At 70.8% G+C, this 18663-nt stretch carries 18 protein-coding genes and 1 pseudogene; 9 read left to right on the top strand and 10 right to left on the bottom strand.

Annotated features, from left to right (window positions below; genetic code table 11):
* Nucleotides 1–55: 55 nt before the first annotated feature.
* From FEF34_RS13935 to FEF34_RS13925, 4 genes are all read right to left on the bottom strand, one after another.
* Nucleotides 56–247, bottom strand: coding sequence for a DUF1059 domain-containing protein (locus FEF34_RS13935; protein ID WP_138053484.1), 192 nt, complete (start codon nucleotides 245–247; stop codon nucleotides 56–58).
* 64 nt (nucleotides 248–311) lie between these two features.
* Complete coding sequence (locus FEF34_RS41235; protein WP_171052950.1) at nucleotides 312–560, bottom strand: hypothetical protein; 249 nt, start codon at nucleotides 558–560, stop codon at nucleotides 312–314.
* Nucleotides 557–1072 carry a sigma factor-like helix-turn-helix DNA-binding protein gene (locus FEF34_RS13930; RefSeq protein WP_171052949.1) on the bottom strand — a complete coding sequence of 172 codons (516 nt, stop codon included), beginning with the start codon at nucleotides 1070–1072 and terminating at the stop codon, nucleotides 557–559. Before FEF34_RS13930 ends, FEF34_RS41235 begins: the two co-directional genes overlap by 4 nt.
* 31 nt (nucleotides 1073–1103) lie before the next feature.
* Nucleotides 1104–1616, bottom strand: a complete 513-nt coding sequence (locus FEF34_RS13925) for a MarR family winged helix-turn-helix transcriptional regulator (protein ID WP_171052948.1) — start codon at nucleotides 1614–1616, stop codon at nucleotides 1104–1106.
* A 148-nt stretch (nucleotides 1617–1764) separates the two neighbouring features.
* Between FEF34_RS13925 and ilvA the strand changes: the two genes are divergently transcribed.
* The 3 genes from ilvA to FEF34_RS13910 all read left to right on the top strand — a co-directional run bounded on the left by ilvA (nucleotide 1765) and on the right by FEF34_RS13910 (nucleotide 5172).
* Entirely contained in the window at nucleotides 1765–2994 is a 1230-nt protein-coding gene (gene ilvA / locus FEF34_RS13920; RefSeq protein WP_138053482.1) for a threonine ammonia-lyase, read from the top strand.
* Between the two features lie 289 nt (nucleotides 2995–3283).
* Nucleotides 3284–4318: an ATP-binding cassette domain-containing protein gene (locus FEF34_RS13915; RefSeq protein WP_138053481.1), complete on the top strand. Its 1035-nt coding sequence runs from the start codon at nucleotides 3284–3286 to the stop codon at nucleotides 4316–4318.
* Nucleotides 4315–5172: an ABC transporter permease gene (locus FEF34_RS13910; RefSeq protein ID WP_138053480.1), complete on the top strand. Its 858-nt coding sequence runs from the start codon at nucleotides 4315–4317 to the stop codon at nucleotides 5170–5172. The genes FEF34_RS13915 and FEF34_RS13910 overlap by 4 nt, the downstream gene beginning before the upstream one ends.
* 129 nt (nucleotides 5173–5301) lie before the next feature.
* On the opposite strand, the gene greA is transcribed toward FEF34_RS13910, so the two are convergent.
* Nucleotides 5302–5799, bottom strand: a complete 498-nt coding sequence (gene greA, locus FEF34_RS13905; RefSeq protein WP_138053479.1) for a transcription elongation factor GreA — start codon at nucleotides 5797–5799, stop codon at nucleotides 5302–5304.
* A gap of 169 nt (nucleotides 5800–5968) precedes the next feature.
* Complete coding sequence (locus FEF34_RS13900) at nucleotides 5969–6385, bottom strand: DUF4307 domain-containing protein (RefSeq protein ID WP_138053478.1); 417 nt, start codon at nucleotides 6383–6385, stop codon at nucleotides 5969–5971.
* Nucleotides 6386–6483: 98 nt separating this feature from the next.
* Here FEF34_RS13900 and mca point away from each other — a divergent pair, with 98 nt between their 5' ends.
* Both mca and FEF34_RS13890 read left to right on the top strand, forming a co-directional pair.
* Nucleotides 6484–7365: a mycothiol conjugate amidase Mca gene (mca, locus tag FEF34_RS13895; protein WP_138053477.1), complete on the top strand. Its 882-nt coding sequence runs from the start codon at nucleotides 6484–6486 to the stop codon at nucleotides 7363–7365.
* A 108-nt stretch (nucleotides 7366–7473) separates the two neighbouring features.
* Nucleotides 7474–7716 carry a hypothetical protein gene (locus tag FEF34_RS13890; RefSeq protein WP_138053476.1) on the top strand — a complete coding sequence of 81 codons (243 nt, stop codon included), beginning with the start codon at nucleotides 7474–7476 and terminating at the stop codon, nucleotides 7714–7716.
* Nucleotides 7717–8003: 287 nt separating this feature from the next.
* Here the strand turns inward: FEF34_RS13890 and FEF34_RS13885 are convergent, their stop codons facing one another.
* Nucleotides 8004–11279 (bottom strand): tetratricopeptide repeat protein, encoded by a 3276-nt coding sequence (locus FEF34_RS13885; RefSeq protein ID WP_138053475.1) that lies wholly within the window; start codon nucleotides 11277–11279, stop codon nucleotides 8004–8006.
* Between the two features lie 795 nt (nucleotides 11280–12074).
* Nucleotides 12075–12641, bottom strand: a complete 567-nt coding sequence (locus FEF34_RS13880; RefSeq protein WP_138053474.1) for a Uma2 family endonuclease — start codon at nucleotides 12639–12641, stop codon at nucleotides 12075–12077.
* Between the two features lie 221 nt (nucleotides 12642–12862).
* Between FEF34_RS13880 and FEF34_RS13875 the strand changes: the two are divergent.
* Nucleotides 12863–13678: pseudogene (locus FEF34_RS13875) on the top strand (thioredoxin domain-containing protein); the annotation flags it as partial.
* Between the two features lie 97 nt (nucleotides 13679–13775).
* Nucleotides 13776–14147: a hypothetical protein gene (locus tag FEF34_RS13870; RefSeq protein ID WP_138053473.1), complete on the top strand. Its 372-nt coding sequence runs from the start codon at nucleotides 13776–13778 to the stop codon at nucleotides 14145–14147.
* Here FEF34_RS13870 and FEF34_RS13865 read toward each other — a convergent pair.
* A complete protein-coding gene (locus tag FEF34_RS13865; protein ID WP_138057288.1) occupies nucleotides 14129–15835 on the bottom strand; it encodes an IS1182 family transposase in 1707 nt (568 codons plus the stop codon). The two genes, FEF34_RS13870 and FEF34_RS13865, sit on opposite strands and share 19 nt — an antisense overlap.
* Before the next feature lie 244 nt (nucleotides 15836–16079).
* On the opposite strand from FEF34_RS13865, the gene FEF34_RS13860 reads away from it, so the two are divergent.
* Nucleotides 16080–16907 carry an ISAs1 family transposase gene (locus tag FEF34_RS13860; protein ID WP_138053472.1) on the top strand — a complete coding sequence of 276 codons (828 nt, stop codon included), beginning with the start codon at nucleotides 16080–16082 and terminating at the stop codon, nucleotides 16905–16907.
* Complete coding sequence (locus tag FEF34_RS43655; RefSeq protein ID WP_138053471.1) at nucleotides 16904–17224, top strand: transposase; 321 nt, start codon at nucleotides 16904–16906, stop codon at nucleotides 17222–17224. Before FEF34_RS13860 ends, FEF34_RS43655 begins: the two co-directional genes overlap by 4 nt.
* Before the next feature lie 246 nt (nucleotides 17225–17470).
* Here the strand turns inward: FEF34_RS43655 and FEF34_RS13850 are convergent, their stop codons facing one another.
* The gene (locus tag FEF34_RS13850) at nucleotides 17471–18595 is read right to left on the bottom strand and encodes an ISAs1 family transposase (protein ID WP_267905181.1); all 1125 of its coding nucleotides are present in this window, start codon (nucleotides 18593–18595) and stop codon (nucleotides 17471–17473) included.
* Between the last annotated feature and the right edge of the window lie 68 nt (nucleotides 18596–18663).

Below are 18663 nucleotides of genomic sequence, written 5' to 3'. Positions count from 1 at the left end.
GGTCGGCCTTTTGTGCGCGTGATCCGTCCCGCTGCGCGAGTGATCTGACTACGGGTCAGGCGCTGACCTTCTCGTCCTCGAGCATTCCGCGTATCTGCTCGCGGAGTTCGGGCGACTCGGTGTGACCGTGGACGGAGACGGCGTGGTCCGTGGCGGCTCGCAGGACCTCGTCCTCCTCGCCCGAGATGGTGAGGGTGCACTGCGTCTCGCTGGGGAACTTGCGGCAGTCGGCAACTTTCCTGGTCATGGCGACCTCCTGGTGCTGAGGCGTTGCGCCGCTGGTTCCAGGATAGATCCGGACGGCGAGGCCCTCACCACCCCTCGATCTCCGGGGTCGTCGCCGAGGGCGGTACAACCCACGGCTCGACGGCCACCGCCCACATTGCGAAGGCGATCGCCACCAGCAGCAGTACGCACCCCACGTGGTGGAGCGTGCGGCGTCGGCGGCGCAGCCGGGCGCCGCGGTGCGCCGCCCGGACGTGCAGATCGGCCGGTACGAGCGGGTGCGGCGCGTCCAGCATCCGCCGCACCTCCTCCTCCCTGCGTTCCGGGCCGCTCATCGGGCGTCCGCCCGGTCGCCGGTCCGGCTCGGTGCGCGCAGCCGCGGCGGGCGGGTGCTGTGCAGCAGGGACACCGCGCGGGCGCCGATCGTCCTGACCCGCTCCACCGGCAGTCCCAGCAGCGCGGCCGTCTGTTCCTCGGGCACGCCTTCGTACAGCCGCAGCACCACGACGAGCCGCTCCTGCGGACCGAGCCGGGCGAGCACCCCGCGCTCCGCCCCGGTGTCCCGGACGCGGGAGCGCCGGTGCAGGCGCCAGGCGCTGCGTGCGAAGCGGGTGACGAGTTCCTGGCGGGTGCGGTCGTACGGATCCTCGTCCCGCAGCCGGTCCCACTCCGCGTACATGTGGGCCAGAGCGTCGAGCAGCAGCCGCTGTGCCCGGAGGCACCGGCCGGAGGGCTCGGCGGTCAGCAGGGCCGCGACGTGCAGCAGCCGGCCGCCGGCGCCCGCGACGAATGCCTCGAACTCGCGGGCGCCGCGGCCGGCGAGTGTGGACTGCCGACTCTCGCGCACGTCCTCATATCAGGGCAGGCGGCGGTCCCGGTCAAGAGGTCGGGGACGCCTCCGTCGCCTCGGCGGGCAGCCCGGCCTGCCGGGCGGAGAGCGCCGAGTTGAAACGGGTGAGCAGGGTGCAGAACGATTCCCGCTCCTCCGGAGTCCAGCCGCCGGTCACCTTGGCCATGAGTTCGCGGCGCGAGGAGCGGACCTCCTCCAGGCGGGCCAGGCCGCGGGGAGACAGCTGCAGCACGACGGCGCGGCCGTCCTCCGGGTGGGACGTGCGCTTCACCAGGCCGGTGTCGACGAGCGGCGCGACCTGGCGGGTGACGGTCGAGGAGTCGATGCCCATGCCCGCCGCGAGGGCCTTGACGCCCATCGGGCCTTCCTGGTCGAGCCGGTTGAGCAGGAGATAGGCGGCGCGGTCCATCGAGTTGCGGACCTGGCCGACGCCGCCCAGCCGCGTCTGCTCGGCTCTGCGCGCGAAGACGGCCACCTGGTGCTGGAGGGCGTCGAGGAGACCGGCGTCAAGATCAGTCGTCATGTCCTGAGATGTGGGCATGGCTACGGGGGGCTCTCTCGTGCGGTGGTCGGTTGGTGGGGGACAGAGTACGCGCAGCCGGGCGGGTGCGTACCGGCCCTGGGGAAACCTGTGGACGCCCGGATTCCCGGGGCGGCCGTCGCGCCGCTGAGCTGCGAGACTTGCTGTCATGAGCTTCCGTACCACTGGCCCCTTTCACCCGGTCATCCTCGACGACGTGCGGGGTGCCCAGAAGATGCTCTCCGGCGTCGCGCGGCTGACGCCGATGGAAGGCAGCCGCCACCTGTCGGGCCTGGTCGGGGCTCCGGTGCACCTGAAGTGCGAGAACCTCCAGCGGACGGGGTCGTTCAAGCTGCGCGGCGCTTATGTGCGGATCTCGGGGCTGCGCCCCGAGGAGCGGGCGGCCGGCGTCGTCGCGGCGTCGGCGGGCAACCATGCGCAGGGCGTCGCGCTCGCCTCCTCGCTGCTCGGTGTGCACTCCACGGTCTTCATGCCGAAGGGGGCTCCGCTGCCGAAGGTCGCCGCGACCCGTGACTACGGCGCCGATGTGAGGCTGCATGGCCATGTCGTCGACGAGACACTGGCCGCGGCGCAGGAGTACGCGCACGAAACCGGTGCCGTCTTCATCCATCCCTTCGACCACCCGGACATCATCGCCGGGCAGGGCACGGTGGGGCTGGAGATCCTCGAGCAGTGCCCGGAGGTGCGGACGATCGTCGTCGGGGTCGGCGGCGGCGGTCTCGTCGCGGGTATCGCGGTGGCGGTGAAGGCGCTGCGGCCCGATGTGAAGCTGATCGGGGTCCAGGCGGAGGGGTCGGCGGCGTACCCGCCGTCGCTCGCCGCGGGGCGTCCGGTGTCGGTCGAGTCCCCGGTGACGATGGCGGACGGCATCAAGGTGGGGCGGCCGGGGGACGTCCCGTTCGCGCTCGTCGAGGAGCTGGTCGACGACGTGCGCACGGTCTCCGAGGACGCGCTCGCCTCGGCGCTCCTGCTGTGTCTGGAGCGGGCGAAGCTGGTGGTCGAGCCGGCGGGTGCGAGTCCCGTCGCCGCGCTGCTGACCGACCCGGAGGTGTTCGAGGGGCCGGTGGTGGCGGTGCTGTCGGGCGGCAACGTGGACCCGCTGCTGATGCAGCGCGTCCTGCGCCACGGAATGGCCGCCGCGGGCCGCTACCTGTCGCTGCGGCTCCCCCTGCCGGACCGGCCGGGGGCGCTGGCGACGCTGCTGGGGGTGTTGTCGGTGGCGGATGCGAACGTTCTGGACGTGGGACACGTGCGGACGGATCCCCGGCTCGGTCTGACGGAGGTCGAGGTGGAGCTCCATCTGGAGACGAAGGGGCCGGAGCACTGTGCGGAGGTCGCTGCGGCACTCCGGGATGCGGGCTACCACGCGGCCGGCTGACCGGCGGCGGGCTACCACGCGGCCCGGCTGACCGGCGGCCGTGTACGCGGCCGTGCCGTTGCGCGCCCGCCCGGCGGCCGTCCGGCGACGCGCGGGCGCAGGCGCGACGGGTTCCCGCGACGGGGCCGGGTGCCGCGAGGGTTGTGGGTCGCGATGTATCGCGTTACGGTTCGGCCCGGGCCGTAAATTCGCCTGCGCCGGCGGTTGGCGAAATCTAAGCTTGCGCAGCAATCGCCTGAAGTGAGCGAACGGTAAGCACCACCGCCACCACCTGACTGGGAGTACCTACATGCCAGGCGCCATTTACGCCGAGGGTCTGGTCAAGACCTTCGGCGAGGTAAGGGCTCTGGACGGAGTTGATCTCGATGTTCCCGAGGGCACCGTCCTCGGGCTCCTCGGCCCGAACGGCGCGGGCAAGACCACCGCCGTGCGCGTCCTGACCACCCTGCTCCGCCCCGACAGCGGCAGGGCCGTCGTGGCGGGCGTCGACGTCCTCCAGAACCCCAACGAAGTCCGGCGGTCGATCGGGCTCTCCGGGCAGTTCGCCGCGGTCGACGAGTACCTGACCGGCCGCGAGAACCTGCAGATGGTCGGCCGGCTCTACCAGATGAAAGCCAGGGCCGCGAAGGCCAGGGCGGACGAGCTGCTGGAGCGCTTCAACCTCGCCGACGCCGCCGACCGCCCCGCCAAGACCTACTCCGGCGGCATGCGCCGGCGCCTCGACCTCGCCGCCGCGCTCGTCGTCTCACCGCCCGTGATGTTCATGGACGAGCCCACGACCGGTCTCGACCCCCGCAACCGGCAGGCCCTGTGGGAGGTCATCAAGGAGCTCGTCGGCGGCGGTACGACCCTGCTGCTGACCACGCAGTACCTGGAGGAGGCCGACCATCTGGCCGACGACATCTGCGTCGTCGACCACGGCAAGGTCATCGCCCGGGGCACCGCGGACCAGCTCAAGGCCCGTACCGGTGGCGAGCGCGTCGAGGTCGTCGTCCACCGGCCCGACGAGATCGCCCCGGCCCGCGGCATCCTCCGCCGCTTCGGCGCGGAAGGAGCGGCCGCAGGCGACATCGCGGTCGAGGAGCACACCCGCAGGCTCACGGTCCCGGTGACCGGCGGGGCCAAGCTGCTCGCCGAGGTGATCCGCGAACTGGACGCCGCCGGCATCGAGATCGACGACATCGGTCTGCGCCGCCCGACCCTCGACGATGTCTTCATCTCCCTGACCGGCCGCCACGCCGAGCAGGGCGCCGAGGACGGCGGCGCGGTGCCGGCCGCCCGGCAGGGCAAGGACCGCAAGGCCGGGAAGGAGGCCGTGAAGTGACCACCGTCCAGGAAGCGGCGGACCGCGTCGCGGCACCCCGCCCGCGCGGCGGCATCGTGCAGTCGGTGAACGACTCGCTCGTCGTCGCCAAGCGCAATCTCATCCGCATGACCCGGATCCCGGAGATGATCATCTTCGGAATGGTCCAGCCGATCATGTTCGTGGTGCTCTTCACGTACGTGTTCGGCGGTTCCATCCAGGTCGGTGCGTCCACCTCGACCCAGGCCTACCGCGAGTTCCTGATGGCGGGCATCTTCGCGCAGACCGTCACGTTCGCGACCGCGGGTGCCGGTGCGGGCATCGCCGACGACATGCACAAGGGCCTCATCGACCGCTTCCGCTCGCTGCCGATGGCCCGGGGCGCGGTCCTCACCGGTCGCACCCTCGCCGACCTGGTTCAGACGGCGCTGACGCTCGTCGTCCTCGCCGTCGTGGCGCTGCTCGTCGGCTGGCGGACCCACGAGAACCTCGGCAAGGTGCTGCTCGGCTTCCTGCTGCTGCTCCTGCTCGGCTACGCCTTCTCGTGGATCGGCGCGCTGATCGGCCTGTCGGTCCGCACGCCCGAGGCCGCCACTTCCGGCGGACTGATCTGGCTGTTCCCGCTGACGTTCATCTCGAACGCCTTCGTGGACGCCAACAACATGCCGGGCTTCCTGCGGACGATCGCCGAGTGGAACCCGTTCAGCGCGACGGTGCAGGCGTGCCGCGAGCTGTTCGGCAATCTGCCGCCCGGCTTCGAGGCGCCGGACGCCTGGCCCATGCAGCACCCGGTGCTGGCGTCGGTGATCTGGTCGGTGCTGATCCTGGCGGTCTTCCGCACCCTCGCGGTGCGCAAGTACCGCTCGGCGGTCTGACCCCCGCGGCCCCGCCTCGTACCGCACGAACCCGCCCCGTACCGTCCCTGCGGACGGCGGAAGGCCCCGGCAGCGTCGGATCGCTGCCGGGGCCTTCTGGCGCGCGGGGGCCTGCCGGCGCGGCGCGGCTCAGCCCTGGTACGGCTTGGCCTCGAGGATCCTCACCATGGCCGTCCTGCCGTTGGGAAGCTCGTACTCCGCGTCCTGGCCGACCTTCTTGCCGTTCACGCCCGAGCCGAGCGGGGACTGCGGCGAGTAGGTCGAGATGTCGCCCGACGCGTACTCGCGGGAGGCGAGCAGGAAGGTCTCGGTGTCGCTCTCGTCGCCGTCGAAGGCGACCGTCACGACCATGCCGGGAGCCACCGTGCCGTTGTCCGCCGGGGCCTCGCCGACCTTGGCCTTCTCCAGGAGCTGGGTCAGCTGGCGCACACGGAGCTCCTGCTTGCCCTGCTCCTCCTTGGCCGCGTGGTACCCGCCGTTCTCCCGCAGGTCGCCCTCCTCGCGGGCCGCTTCGATCTTCTTCGCGATCTCGACGCGCGCGGGACCAGACAGGTGCTCCAGCTCGGCCTTGAGCTGGTTGTACGCCTCCTGGGTGAGCCAGGTGACGTCTTCGCTGGTCTGGGTCACAGGTGCTCCTCGTAGGTACTGGGGATACAAAGCATCGCCCTACCCAGAAGGATGTACCTCCACGAGTGGGCGAAACCACGAGCCTAACAATTGGCGACGAAAAGGGGGAGGACCGAAAGCCATCAAAAATGCGTCCGCGCAGGTCAGTGCAGAGGCGACCGGGAAAACGTCAGCCCTTCGGCCCGTCGTCCGCGGTGCAGCCCGCGAGCTCGGCACTCGTCGCCCGCGCCGTCGTACGCACGGTGACGACCCGGTCCACCCGCGTCTCGCGCATGTCGAAGCGGACGTCCCGACGGCCGACCTCGGAACCGTCCTCGGCCCGCGAGCGCAGGGTGCAGTAGCCCTGGGCGTCGCCGTCCTTGCGGACCTCCAGATGAACCTGGACCCGGTCCTCCGCGGTGACGTCGAACTTGATGACCTCGGCGCTGATCCGCTGACCGCTCACGTAGTCGTAGCCGAACCAGGCGATCATGGCGAGGAAGCCGGTGCCGAGCACCGCGCCGATGATCTTGAGCTTGCGGTCGGCGCGCTCGTCAGCCGAGCGCCCGTAACGGCCCTCGGGAAGCCCTTCGCGCACCGCGCCCATGATCGTCCTCTCATTCCCGAAAGACGCCGGAATTTTCGCCCCCCGGTTTCCGTCACTATAGAAGCCGTCCGATGCGACACATCACCGAGGATCGAGTCTTGACTGAGCAGCTGCGACTGATGGCCGTCCACGCCCACCCCGACGACGAGTCGAGCAAGGGCGCTGCCACGATGGCCAAGTACGTGTCCGAGGGGGTGGACGTGCTGGTCGTGACCTGCACGGGAGGCGAGCGCGGCTCCATCCTCAACCCCAAGCTCCAGGGCAACCGGTACATCGAGGAGAACATCCACGAGGTACGGCGCAAGGAAATGGACGAAGCGCGCGGGATCCTGGGCGTGAAGCAGGAGTGGCTCGGCTTCGTCGACTCCGGCCTGCCGGAGGGCGACCCGCTGCCCCCGCTGCCCGAGGGCTGCTTCGCGCTGGAGGACGTCGACAAGGCGGCGGGCGAACTGGTGCGGAAGATCCGCTCCTTCCGTCCGCAGGTCATCACCACGTACGACGAGAACGGCGGTTACCCGCACCCGGACCACATCATGACCCACAAGATCACGATGGTGGCCTTCGAGGGCGCGGCCGACACCGAGAAGTACCCCGAGTCCGAGTACGGCCAGGCCTGGCAGGCGCGGAAGGTGTACTACAACCAGGGCTTCAACCGCCCTCGCACCGTCGCCCTCCACGAGGCCCTGCTCGAGCGCGGCCTGGAGTCCCCGTACGGCGAGTGGCTGGAGCGCTGGAAGACGTTCCAGCGCGCCGAGCGGACCCTCACCACGTTCGTGCCGTGCGCCGACTTCTTCGAGACCCGCGACCGGGCGCTGATCGCGCACGCCACCCAGATCGACCCCGACGGCGGCTGGTTCCACGTTCCGATGGAGATCCAGAAGGAGGTGTGGCCGACCGAGGAGTACGAGCTCGCCAAGTCTCTCGTCGACACCTCCCTGCCCGAGGACGACCTGTTCGCCGGAGTCCGCGAGCAGGCCTGACCCGGCCGTTCCCGGCCCCCACCACTCCCTCTCCCGGCCCCGGGTGGGCCGGGAGAGGGCGTCGCGGACGCCCGGGTATGGTCGGTACATCCACACAAGGAGCGACCGATGAGCAGCACAGGCCTGGCGATGACGCACCTCGTCCCCCTCGCCAAGGAGCTCGACGAGAACAAGGTGACGCCCGGCGTCCTCGGATTCATCGTCTTCGCGGTGATGGCGGCCGGCGTCTGGCTGCTGATGAAGTCGATGAACCGCCATATGAACCGGGTGGACTTCGAGGAGGCCCCGGCGCCGGCCGCGACGGCGGGCACCGCGTCCCGGGCCCCGGCCGAACCGGCGAAGGGCGAGTAGGACCTCTCGTCCGGGCCCGCCCCGGACCGTGCGGCCCGGCCGTGGACATCGGCCGGGCGTATGTGCGCCCGGCCGTACTGCGACCACCGCGGCCCCGCCGTGCCACGACGTACGGCCGCGGGCACCGCGCGGTACGGGCGCCGTCGGCGCACCGCCGTCATCGGCGTCGAGGGGCCGTCACCCGCCTTCCGGTCGTGCCGGACCGGCGAGGTGTCCTCGCTGACGCTGCTCACGCGTCCGCCCGCGGCCTTCCGGTCGTGCTGGCCGGCCGGCGTGAGTGCGCCGACTCAGTCCACGGGCACCCCCATCACCTCCCGGGCGTGCCGGCCCGGCACCATGCCCAGCTCCCATGCCTGCCAGTCGTCCTCCAGCCGCACCCCGCGCTCCAGGACCAGGGCGAACGCCCCCATGCAGTCCTCCAGCCGCCCGTCGCGGGCCGGGTGGGACGCCTCGCGGAGCGCGGCCAGCTCCTCCTGGGCGACGACCGTGCCCACCTCCACTCCGCCCGCCGAGGCGTACGGGAGCAGCGTGCAGCGCAGGAAACCGGCCCAGTCCGCGCCCCGGCGGTCGCCGTACGAGGCGAACAGCGCTACCGCCTCGTCGCACAGCGCCAGCGCCTGGGCCGCGCGGCTGTTGCCGGCGTCGATCACGGCCAGTTCCAGACAGGTCCACGCCTCCCCGTGGGCCACCCGGATGCGCTGGAAGTCCGCTCGGGCGTCGACCAGGAGTTGGCGGGCGAAACCGGAGTTGCGCAGAGTGCCCGTCTGCGCCGCGCGCTGGTCTCGGGTGGCGCGGCCCGAATGGTGGCGGGCGCAGGCCAGACCGTACACGTCCCGCATCCGGGAGAACATCGTCCGGGCGCGCTCCAGTTCACGCACCGCCTGGTCGCGTTCGCCCCGCTCCTCCAGTGCCTGGCCCAGGTAGTAGAGGGTCCACGCCTCACCGCGCGCGTCCTCGTTCTCGCGGTGCCGGGCGAGGGCCTGGTTCAGCTGCTCGACCGCCGGTGACGGATCGCCGTCAACCAGCCGGGCACGGGCCAGCTGGGTCAGCGCCCACGCCGCGCCCCGCTCGTCCTGGGTCCGCCCGTAGAGGTCGAGCGCCAGCCTCAACGACGACTCCGCGTCCGGCACGTCGCCCAGGCGCAGATGCACCTGGCCGAACTGGAAGTGGGACCAGGCCTCGCCGTGCAGCGACTCGCTCTCGCGGTGCAGCCGGACGGCCGTCGTGAGCAGCTCCCGGGCCTCGGCGAGGTTCGCCCGGTCCCGCTCCACCGCCGCCAGCGCGTGCAGGGTCCACGCCCGGTCCGCGTCCAGTTCCTCGGACGACTGCAGCTCGATCGCCTCGCGCAGCTTCGCCGACGCCTCGGTCAGATTGCCCTGGTGGTGGAGCGTGATGCCGAGCGAGCACAGCGCCCGGGCCGCACCCGCCTCGTGCTGCGCCTCGCGGTACAGGTTCACCACCGACGACAGGGTGGTGCGCGCCTTGTCCAGCTCACCGAGCTGCCGGGCGGCGATACCGGTGCGCCACTGCACCGAGCGGACCAGCAGGCCCTGGTCGACGGCCTGCGTCAGCTCGTTGATCTCCCCGAGCCGGTAGAGGTCGCCACGCAGCAGGCAGTAGTCGCACAGGGCGCCCAGGAGGTTCAGCACGGCCTGCTGGTCCACGCCCTCGGCGTGCCGGAGCGCCGCGGTGATGAAGCTCGACTCGTCGTCCAGCCAGCGCAGCGCCGCCTCCAGCGAGGAGAAGCCGTGACCGGCCGACGTCCGGGCGAACATGTCGGCACGGGTCGAGGTCTTCCCGTCGACGAGCCGGATCACCGTGTCGGCGAGTTCCGCGTACCCGATGACCAACCGCTCCTGCGCGGCCGTGCGCTCCGCCTGCTCCTCCTCGTCCAGCAGCCGCTCCTGGGCGAAGGCCCGCACGGCGTCGTGCAGCCGGTAGCGCTCTCCCCCCGCACCCCCGGCGCCCTGCGGGCGCGGCGGTGCCCCCGGCGGTGCGAAGGGCCCCCCGCGCACACGGTCCAGCAGCCCCGCGCGCGCCAGCTCCGACAGCAGCCGCTGTGCCTCGTTCTCGTCGGTGCCCAGCAGGGCCGTCGCCGCGGCCGCCCCCAGGGACGCCCGGCCCACGAGAGCCAGCCTGCGCAGCAGCCTGCGGCCCTGGTCCGGGAGATCCGTGTAGCGCAGCCAGAGGGCCCGCTCGACCGGTCCCACCGGCCCGTACGCGCCGAGGTCGGCGGCCAGCGCGTGCGGGGTGCGGGAGCCGAGGGACGAGCCCGCGACCCGCAGCGCCAGGGGCAGTCCGCCGGACAGGTCCCGGATCGTTTCCATCGAGCGGGAGTCGTACGGACCTTCCAGCGGCTCCTCGGCGGACGCCGCGAGCAGTTCCTCGGCTTCCGCCGCGTCCAGCGCCTCGACCGGCAGCCGGTGCACCCACGCCGGTACGTCCTCCGGGAGCTCCAGTGGCTCCCGCGCGGTCACCAGCACCAGGCTGTCCGAGCGCTCCGGGACGAGCATCCGCACCTGCTCGGGGTCACTCGCATCGTCCAGGACGACGGTGACGGGCAGACCGGTCAGGTACTGGTGGTAGAGCTCGCCGAGGCGGCGCACCTGCTGTTCCGCCGACGACCGCTCCCGGAACAGCAGCTGCTCGCGCGGGGCACCGAGCCGGTTCAGCAGGTGAAGCAGCGCGTCCCGGGTCGACAGCGGCTGCCTGTCCGCGGAGCCACCGCGCAGGTCCACCAGGCACGCGCCCCGGAACTGGTCCTTCAGCCGGCGGGCGGCCCGCACCGCGAGCGTGGTGCGGCCCGACCCCGGCTCGCCGTACAGCACCATGACCGTCGGTTTCGTGTCCGTCGACGCGCGCGCCGCGTGCACCCACTGCGCGATCTGCGCCATCGCCTCCCGGCGTCCGGTGAACGGCTCGCCCGGCTCCGGGAGATGGGCGAAGGACTGCTCCAGCACATTGCGCCGGCGGGCGGCCTGGCTGCGGTCCGCCCCGCGCAGCGGCGGGCCCGCCGTCTTCTTCACCGGGCGGGCGGCGGCGGCCGTCAGCAAGCGCTGCTGGTCCAGGAACGGGCGGATGCCCCGGACCTCCAGCGCGGTCAGCCACTGCAGACGCAACTGCTCGGGCCCGCCGGGCTGTCCGAGCGCACCGGCTCTGCGGTGCGCCGCGGGCCAGTGGGAGACGGTCACCTTGGCGACGGTGGCCGCCGCCCCGGCCACCATGACGACGGCACCGGCGCCCAGCGCCGTACCCGTCGCCGTGCCGAGGGCCATGTCCGCCCCGATCGCGGCGGCCGCGGCAACCGCCGTGACGAGTACGGGAGTCGACATGTCCTGCCGACTGAACCGCTCGGCCAGGGACGAGTGCCCCGCCTCGGCCTCCTCCACGGCGCGGAGGTACGCGGCGTACTCCTCGTCCGCGCTCGCCGCCATGGTCTCCAGTGCCTCGCGACCGCGTGAGAGCAGCGCCGCGGAGTCCGTTCTGCCGCCGGAGCGGCGCACCTCCTCCTCGACGGCCCGTACCAACAGCCGCTCGGCTTCCGCCCGATGGCTGTCCCGCATGTGGGTCCCCCTCCGAGAGCCTCCGCTTCCGTTCCGGTGCCAAGTGTCCTGCGAGACGCACGCCGACGCGAGGGAGTCCGGTGATCAAGCCCCCTTCTCGGGGTTCCACCGCACGCTCCGGTGACGTCTGCCGAGACCGATTCGCCCGATCAGACGACGTTTGTTCCTGATTGACCAGGGCAGCCGGACGGTACCGGACCCATCGGCCACGAAGGGAGGTCCCTCTGGCAGACATCCAAGTCCCCGGCCCCGGCTGCGAGAAGGAGGACACCACGAGGAGAAAGACCGCCGGATGAGTGGCGGCCCCGGGTGGTCATCACGAAGTCTCGCTGCGCTGCTTCCTGCCGACCGCCACCCGGGAGCCGCCGCCGGCCGCCGGACGGCAGCCGATCCTCCGGCGCGCCGGGCCGGCGCCCGGCCCGGCGGGAGCGGGGAGAGATGCGGGTCTCTCCCCGCTCCCGCCGTGAATGCGAGAGCCGGAAGATCCCGCGGCATTCGTGAGCCCCGAACCCGGAGGCCACGAGCGGACAACCTCACCCTTCGGCTCCGAGTCCCGAATCAGGCCGTTGCGAATCAGGTGCCGTACGGGCCGCGCGGGCACTGAGCCGGCACCCCTCCGTTCCGTTGTGCGCCGCCCCGTGGCGCATGGGCGCTATGACGATCGCTTGCGAGCCGGCAGCGCATCCGCAGGTGGAGCATCCGGTCCGGAGGTGGGGAATGCTCCGATCGGTCCGCGAACAACGACCATCCGAGCGCTATCGGTCAGATGCCGAAAGCGGGGAGACTTCTCCGCCCTTACATGACCCCAAGATCGACCGCGATGGAGAAGGGCGCGGTGGCCTTCACCGTGCCGGTGAACATCTCGCCGTCCCTGTAAGCCCTGGTGGCGGGGTCGAGGACGTACGTATAGACGATCGGGACACCGGTGGCGGCCTGCTCGACCCGCCAGTAGAAGGGGATGCCGGCCTTGGCGTACTGGTCCACCTTCACGATCCGGTCGGTGGTCTCCGAGCCGGGCGACACGACCTCGACGACCAGGAGTACGTGCTCGGGGCGGGTGGGCGTGAGGTCGATGGTCTCCGCCCGGTAGACGATGACGTCCGGATGGCGGTTGGTGAGCGGAACGTCCTGCAGGCGGACGTCGAAGTCCGTGTCTGCGTTCCAGTCCGGGCCTGCGGCGGCGTCCAGAGCATTGGCCAGGACCCGAGCCAGCCGGTTGTGCCGCTTGGAGGCGCTCGGGCTCACGACGACCATCCCGTCCACGATCTCGATGCCGGCGCACTGCTCCTCGGACCAGGAGTCGTACTGCTCCGCGCTGATCTGCGTATGCATCCACGCCGGTGCCACCATCTCGGCGGTCATGGTGTACCTCCTTCGAGGAGCCTCGGCAGATCCGGCACTGCCGCGCCCAGCCTACTGTTCCGAGGTGTCGGGCCGCCCGACTCGGAGGGGCGCCGGCAGACGTTCGGCGCCGACTCCGAGGGGGAGGGAGCCGCCCGCCACGTGATGGCTCGCAAGTGCAACTCGGCCAAGCGAGGCGGGCTCGCGAGGGCTTCGCCGACCCGGCCGGACACTGTGAGAGGCTGGACCGCACGAACCGGTTGGCTGGTGTGACCTCGCCTTATCTGCTTCAGCACGCCGGCAATCCGGTCGACTGGTGGCCATGGGGACCGGAGGCATTCGAGGAAGCGAAACGACGCGATGTACCCGTTCTGCTATCGGTGAGTTACTCTGCGTGTCATTGGTGCCACGTCATGGCCCACGAGTCCTTCGAGGACGACGACACCGCGGCGTATCTGAACGAGCACTTCGTGTCCGTCAAGGTCGACCGCGAGGAGCGTCCCGACGTCGACGCCGTCTACATGGAGGCGGTGCAGGCGGCCACGGGCCAGGGCGGCTGGCCCATGACGGTGTTCCTCACGCCCGGGGCGCAGCCCTTCTGCTTCGGCACCTACTTCCCGCCCGCCCCGCGGCACGGGATGCCGTCGTTCCGCCAGGTCCTGGAGGGCGTCATCGCCGCCTGGGCGGACCGGCGCGGTGAGGTCGACGAGGTGGCTGGGAAGATCGTCCGCGATCTGGCGGGACGGACCCTGGCGTACGGGGGCCAGGGAACCCCGGGGGAGGAGGAGCTCGCCCAGGCGCTGCTCGGCCTCACCCGGGAGTACGACCCGGCGCACGGCGGCTTCGGCGGGGCGCCCAAGTTCCCGCCGTCGATGGTCCTGGAGTTCCTGCTGCGGCACTACGCTCGCACGGGCGCAGAGGGCGCAGAGGGCGCGCTGCAGATGGCCGCCGACACCTGCGAGGCGATGGCCCGCGGCGGGATCTACGACCGGCTCGGAGGGGGCTTCGCCCGGTACTCGGTGGACCGCGAGTGGGTGGTACCCCACTTCGAGAAAGTGCCGGACTAGGGTCCATCACCTTCGTACCGATGAACGGTGGGCGAAGGGGAAGTCGGAAGCGAAGTACCTGGGGACGGGGAGCTACCGATGCGGGCGGATGCGGGACAAGAAGGACACGGGCGAGCTTGAACGGTGTGGCGGCTCGATGAGCCACCGTGGCGGACGCTACCGGTGCGAGGTCCGGCAGACGCGGGGCAAGTCGATCTGCGAGGGAGTGGTGACACTCGCCGACCGCATCGACCATGCGGTTGGACAGGCTTGGATCCACCACATCACCGCCCTTGAGCCGGGTGACCCGGTGGTCATCGAGATAGCCCGCCGGTGGCTCGCCTTCGCGGACCCCGAAACTCAGGCGAAGAAGGAAGAGGCGCAGAAGGCCCTTGAGGCCGCCCAGCGGCGTGTGAAGAAGCTCGAAGACCAGGGCGACTCTGTTGCGCAATTCGTGGCGGGTCATGCGGTGAGCTGGTAGGCGAGGCGTTCGAGTCGGCTGGAGCGGGTGCGCCGGAGAGGGCTGTCGGTCCAGTACGCGTCGAGTCGGATCACGTTGATCGCGGTGGCGGAGAAGGCGTGCTGGAGGCGGACTTTCGGCAGGCCGCGGTAGCGGGCCTGGCGGATGTCGGTGATGTCGAGGGCCTGGTTGATGGTGCCCTCGACGCCTGCCCGCAGGGCGTATTTGTTCTTCCAGGTGTTGGTCTGCTGCTCGGCGCGGGCCCGGGCGAGGTTCTCGTGAAGTTCCTGGGGTCTGAGGGTGAGCATGCGGCGCCCGGGTTTCGAGGTGGTGCACTGCTGTTGGAAGGGGCAGTCGCGGCAGGTCAGGACGCTGAAGGTGATGACGATGGCGTCCTTGCCGTGCTGTTTGACGGGGTTCCAGTGGGAGCTGGTCTTCCCGGCGGGGCAGCGGACCTGGCGGGTCTTCCAGTCGATGGTGAAGGCGTTCTTGGCGAAGCCTTCCGCGGCCTTGGCCTGCGCGGAGTGGTCCAGAAGGACCGGGGTGACCATGCGGATACCGTCCTTCATGGCCTTGGTGATCAGGTCGGCCGACGGGTAGCCGGAATCGAGGTAGTGCTCGGCCGGCTTCACGCCGTGCCCGGCGAGCTTGCGCTGGATCGGCGCGGTCGCCTTCACGTCCGGCACGGTCGCGTCGGTCGTGTGCACGTCGGTAATCAGATTCGGCTGCACCCCTGCTACCGCTTCGGCTTCGGCTTCGGCTTCGGGGAGTGTGCCGCATGTTTCGGTGAGGTGGACCTTGTAGCCCAGCCAAAACAGGTCCTCGCCTTTGGCAGCCCAGCGTGCGTCGGTGTCGTAGGGGGAGGCCAGGCGGAGTTGGCCGGGCGGGACGCCGTCGTCGGCGTCCCGCTTCCTGATCACCTGCCGTCCCCGCGTGTCGCTGCGGATGGTGTAGGTCTGCACGAGGACCTGCCGCAGCAGGCCCACGGCCTCGATCTCACGGATCCATACCGGGGTATCGGCGGCCCAGGCCGCCCGGCATAAAGCGAGGGCGTCCTGACCGAAGACCTGGGCGAGGCGGTCGCGCTTGGTCTGCGAGGACGGCATCCGCCAGCCATCCACCCGGGGCCCGTACCGCTGGGCGAACTCCGCCACATCGATCCGGCCGGCCAGCCACGACGGCGCCGCAGTCGCGAGGGCCTCCAGGGCCGCCCGCACGCTCTCCCCTGCCAGCTCAAGACGGTTCAAGTCCCGCACCGCACTGATCACATGGGTGGAATCAGTACGCTGCCTGCCTCCGTCCCCCACCAGGCCGGCGTCCTTGCAGTGCTCAAGGAGCCGGTCGAAGACCACCCGTTCCATGCCGTTGTCCGCGAGCCGGGCCCGGAACCTGGACAGCACACTCGCGTCGAAACCGGTGTCCGTCAGCTCCATCCCGAGCGCGTACTTCCAGTCGATCGCCCGCACCATCATCGCCGCGGCCTGCCGGTCGGTGAGGTCCTCGCAGTACTGCAGCACCGTGACCAGCGACAACACCCCCGGCGACAGCCCCGGAGCACCCCGCACCCCGAACGCCCCCGCGAACGGCTCATCAGCGAAAATCCCCGCCAGACGGTCCCGGGCCCGTATCGCCAGGCTCCCCTTCGGGAACGCCGCCCGAGCCACCCTCACCGTCTGCTCCGGGATCTCCGGCAGCCCCACCGGCCGCATCGACACCCGCCCCACCTCCACGGCCGCACGGCACGAAAGCGACCCAGAGACGATCATCACCGACCCGGCCCCACCCCCGCAGCGAATTGCGCAGCAGAGTCCAGGGCTGTTTCAAAGTCCGAGTGATGGTGCGAAGTCGCAGGTCACGGCGGCGTGACGACTGTCGGTCGACCCGTCTCGCACACATCGAAGCTCCGGTTGGAGTGGGTGACCTCTCAAGTCGCCCTGCCGAACCGGAGCTTCGATGTGCCGTCAGTCTGCCAGCGTCTGCCTGATCAAGTCGCCCTCGCGTCAGCACCGCGCACTGCCGGGACTGCCGCAGCGGCTGGCCACGCTGGCCGATCCGCGGCACCGGCGCGGGAAGCGTCACCCGTTCGTGAGCGTGCTGCTGATCGCGTGTTCGGCCGTGCTGAGCGGAGCGCGTTCGTTCGCCGCGATCGGCCCGTGGGCCAGGAATGCCCCGCAGGAGGCTCTCGCCCGGCTCGGTGCCCGCACCACCAGCGTGTTCGCCGTCCGCGTCGCGCCAAGCTCGGCGACCATCCGCCGGATCATCAACCGCACCTGTCCCGGCGGGCTTGCCGACCTGCTCGGCACGGACCCGGCCGGGTCCGACACCCTCGCGGTGGACGGCAAGAGCGCTCGCGGCTCCCGCCACGGTGACACCCCGGCCGCGCATCTGCTCGCCGCCATGACCGGTGGCGGGCTGACCGTCACGCAACTGCGAGTCCCGGACAAGACGAATGAAATCACCTGCTTCGCCAGCCTGTTGGCACCGTTCGACCTGACCGGGGTGACCGTGACCGCCGATGCCCTGCACGCCCAACGCGGCCACGCCCGCTTCCTCGTCGAGGACAAGAACGCGCACTACGCGCTGTGCGTGAAGAAGAACCAGGCCGGTCTCCACGAGCGGCTGCACACGCTGCCCTGGAGGGAAGTGACCGCGAAGTTCTACGACCGCACCGAGGGGCACGGCCGCAAGGAGACCCGCGTGGTGCAGGTCCTGACCGTCGATGACCTCGACTTCCCGTACGCCGCACAGGTCGCCCGGTCGTACGCCACCGCACCTGCCTGAAGACCGGCAGGCGCAGCCGCGAGACGGCGTACGTGATCACAGATCTGACCAGCCGGGAAGCCTCCCCTCAGCGGCTCGCGAAGATCATTCGTTCGCAGTGGGTCATCGAAATCCGGCTCCACTTCGTCCGCGACACCGCATTCCGCGAGGACGCCTCCAAGGCCCACACCGAGCACGGCCCGGAGAACATGGCCACCCTGCGCAGCTTCGCGATCAACTGCCTCCGTGCCGCCGGCCACCACAACATCGCCGCTGGACTCCGCGAGATGTCCTACGAGCCCTTCACCCGTCCCCTGACACTCCTCGGACTCCGCTGACCAGCACAGACGCGCGAACAGCCAGACTTTGAAATCGCCCTGTCGAACGCAGCGAAGGTCGCTGCCGGACTGTGGGACGATTTCACTTACGAGGTGCCCTCTTGCTCGGGTCTGACGGAAGCGTAGGAACTCCCATCATCCCAGGTCAGCGGGCACCTCTCCCCATTTCTCCGTCCACAGCTCCGCCACTACGCGGTGGACCGAGGCTGAAGGGTCAGCGAAGCAGGGCTCCGGCAAAGTTGTTGATCAGGCTGTCAGGAGCAGGTTGATGGGGCGGTCGGTGGCGCGTGCGTGATGCCGTAGGGCGGCGGCGATGTTCTGGTGTCCGTCCAAGCGCAGCAGCGTGATCGCCGTGTTGCGCAGGGCGGCCATGACGCGGGGTGCGTTGCCGGTGCGGATCTGGGAGCGGTCTTCGTCGAAGGTGACGTCGCGGACCCAGTGCAGGCGGTTCTCGATCTCCCAGTGCGACTGCGTCCATGCGGCCAGGACGGCGGGCGGTGCGGTGCGGGCGTCCGCGCTGGTGATCAGGTAGACGATCTCGACGGTCCGTCGGCCCTTGCGGGTGACGGTGCGCCGCAGTTGGGCGACTTGCTCGGCCCCGGCGAACTCGACCCATGCCGGCACGTCGACGACCTTGATCGTGCGAGTGGCGCGGCGTCCGTGTCCTCGGTCCGTCCTGGTGACGGCGGGTATCGAAGTCCAGGGGAGCGCCTTGAGCTGTGCGTACAACGACTTCTGATTCGCCTTCACGGTCAGGACGTAGTCTCCTCCGCCCCTGGTCACCAGAGTCGCGGTGTCGTGCTGGGTGTGCAGTGCGTCCATCGTGACGACGACGCCGTCCAGGTCCAGGAGTTGAAGCAGTTCCCGGGCGGCGGGGATCTCGTTGCTCTTCTCGCCCACCGCGACCTGACCGAGCACCGCGCCGGACCCGTGCGCGAGGGCGGCGACCAGATGCGGGGCCGTGGAGCTGCCGCCGCGTGCGCCCCGGACCGTCTTGCCGTCGATGGCGATCACCCTGCGGCCCGCGACACGTGCGGTCCTGGTCAGGGCCCAGACTCCCAGCACCGCATCGAGACGGTCCGCGTCGAGGCGGGCGAACAGGCGCCGCAGCGTTGATTCGTCCACCCCGCCCCGCTCCAGGCCCAGCCGTTCCAGCGCGACACGTCCCGCGTCCCGGGCCCACTCCCCGATCGCGGTGAACCCCCGGGCTCCGGCCACCACCGCGCACACCGCCACCGCGATCAGAGCACCCACCGGGTGCCGGACACCGCGTCGACGGCGCGGATCAGGTATCCCGGCAAGCAGTTGGACGAGGAGCTCATGAGCCGGGGCAGGGGTGCGAACAGGCGCAGGGATGAGAGACGATGGCATGGCGCGGGCGTGATCCCCTGGTCGGACGGTAAGGCGTAGGAACCTCCATCCAACCGGACCGGACCACG

The organism is Streptomyces marianii (genome assembly GCF_005795905.1).
Classification (GTDB): domain Bacteria; phylum Actinomycetota; class Actinomycetes; order Streptomycetales; family Streptomycetaceae; genus Streptomyces; species Streptomyces marianii.
Note: the sequence above shows the minus strand (reverse complement) of the source record. Positions and strands in the feature narration are given on the sequence as shown.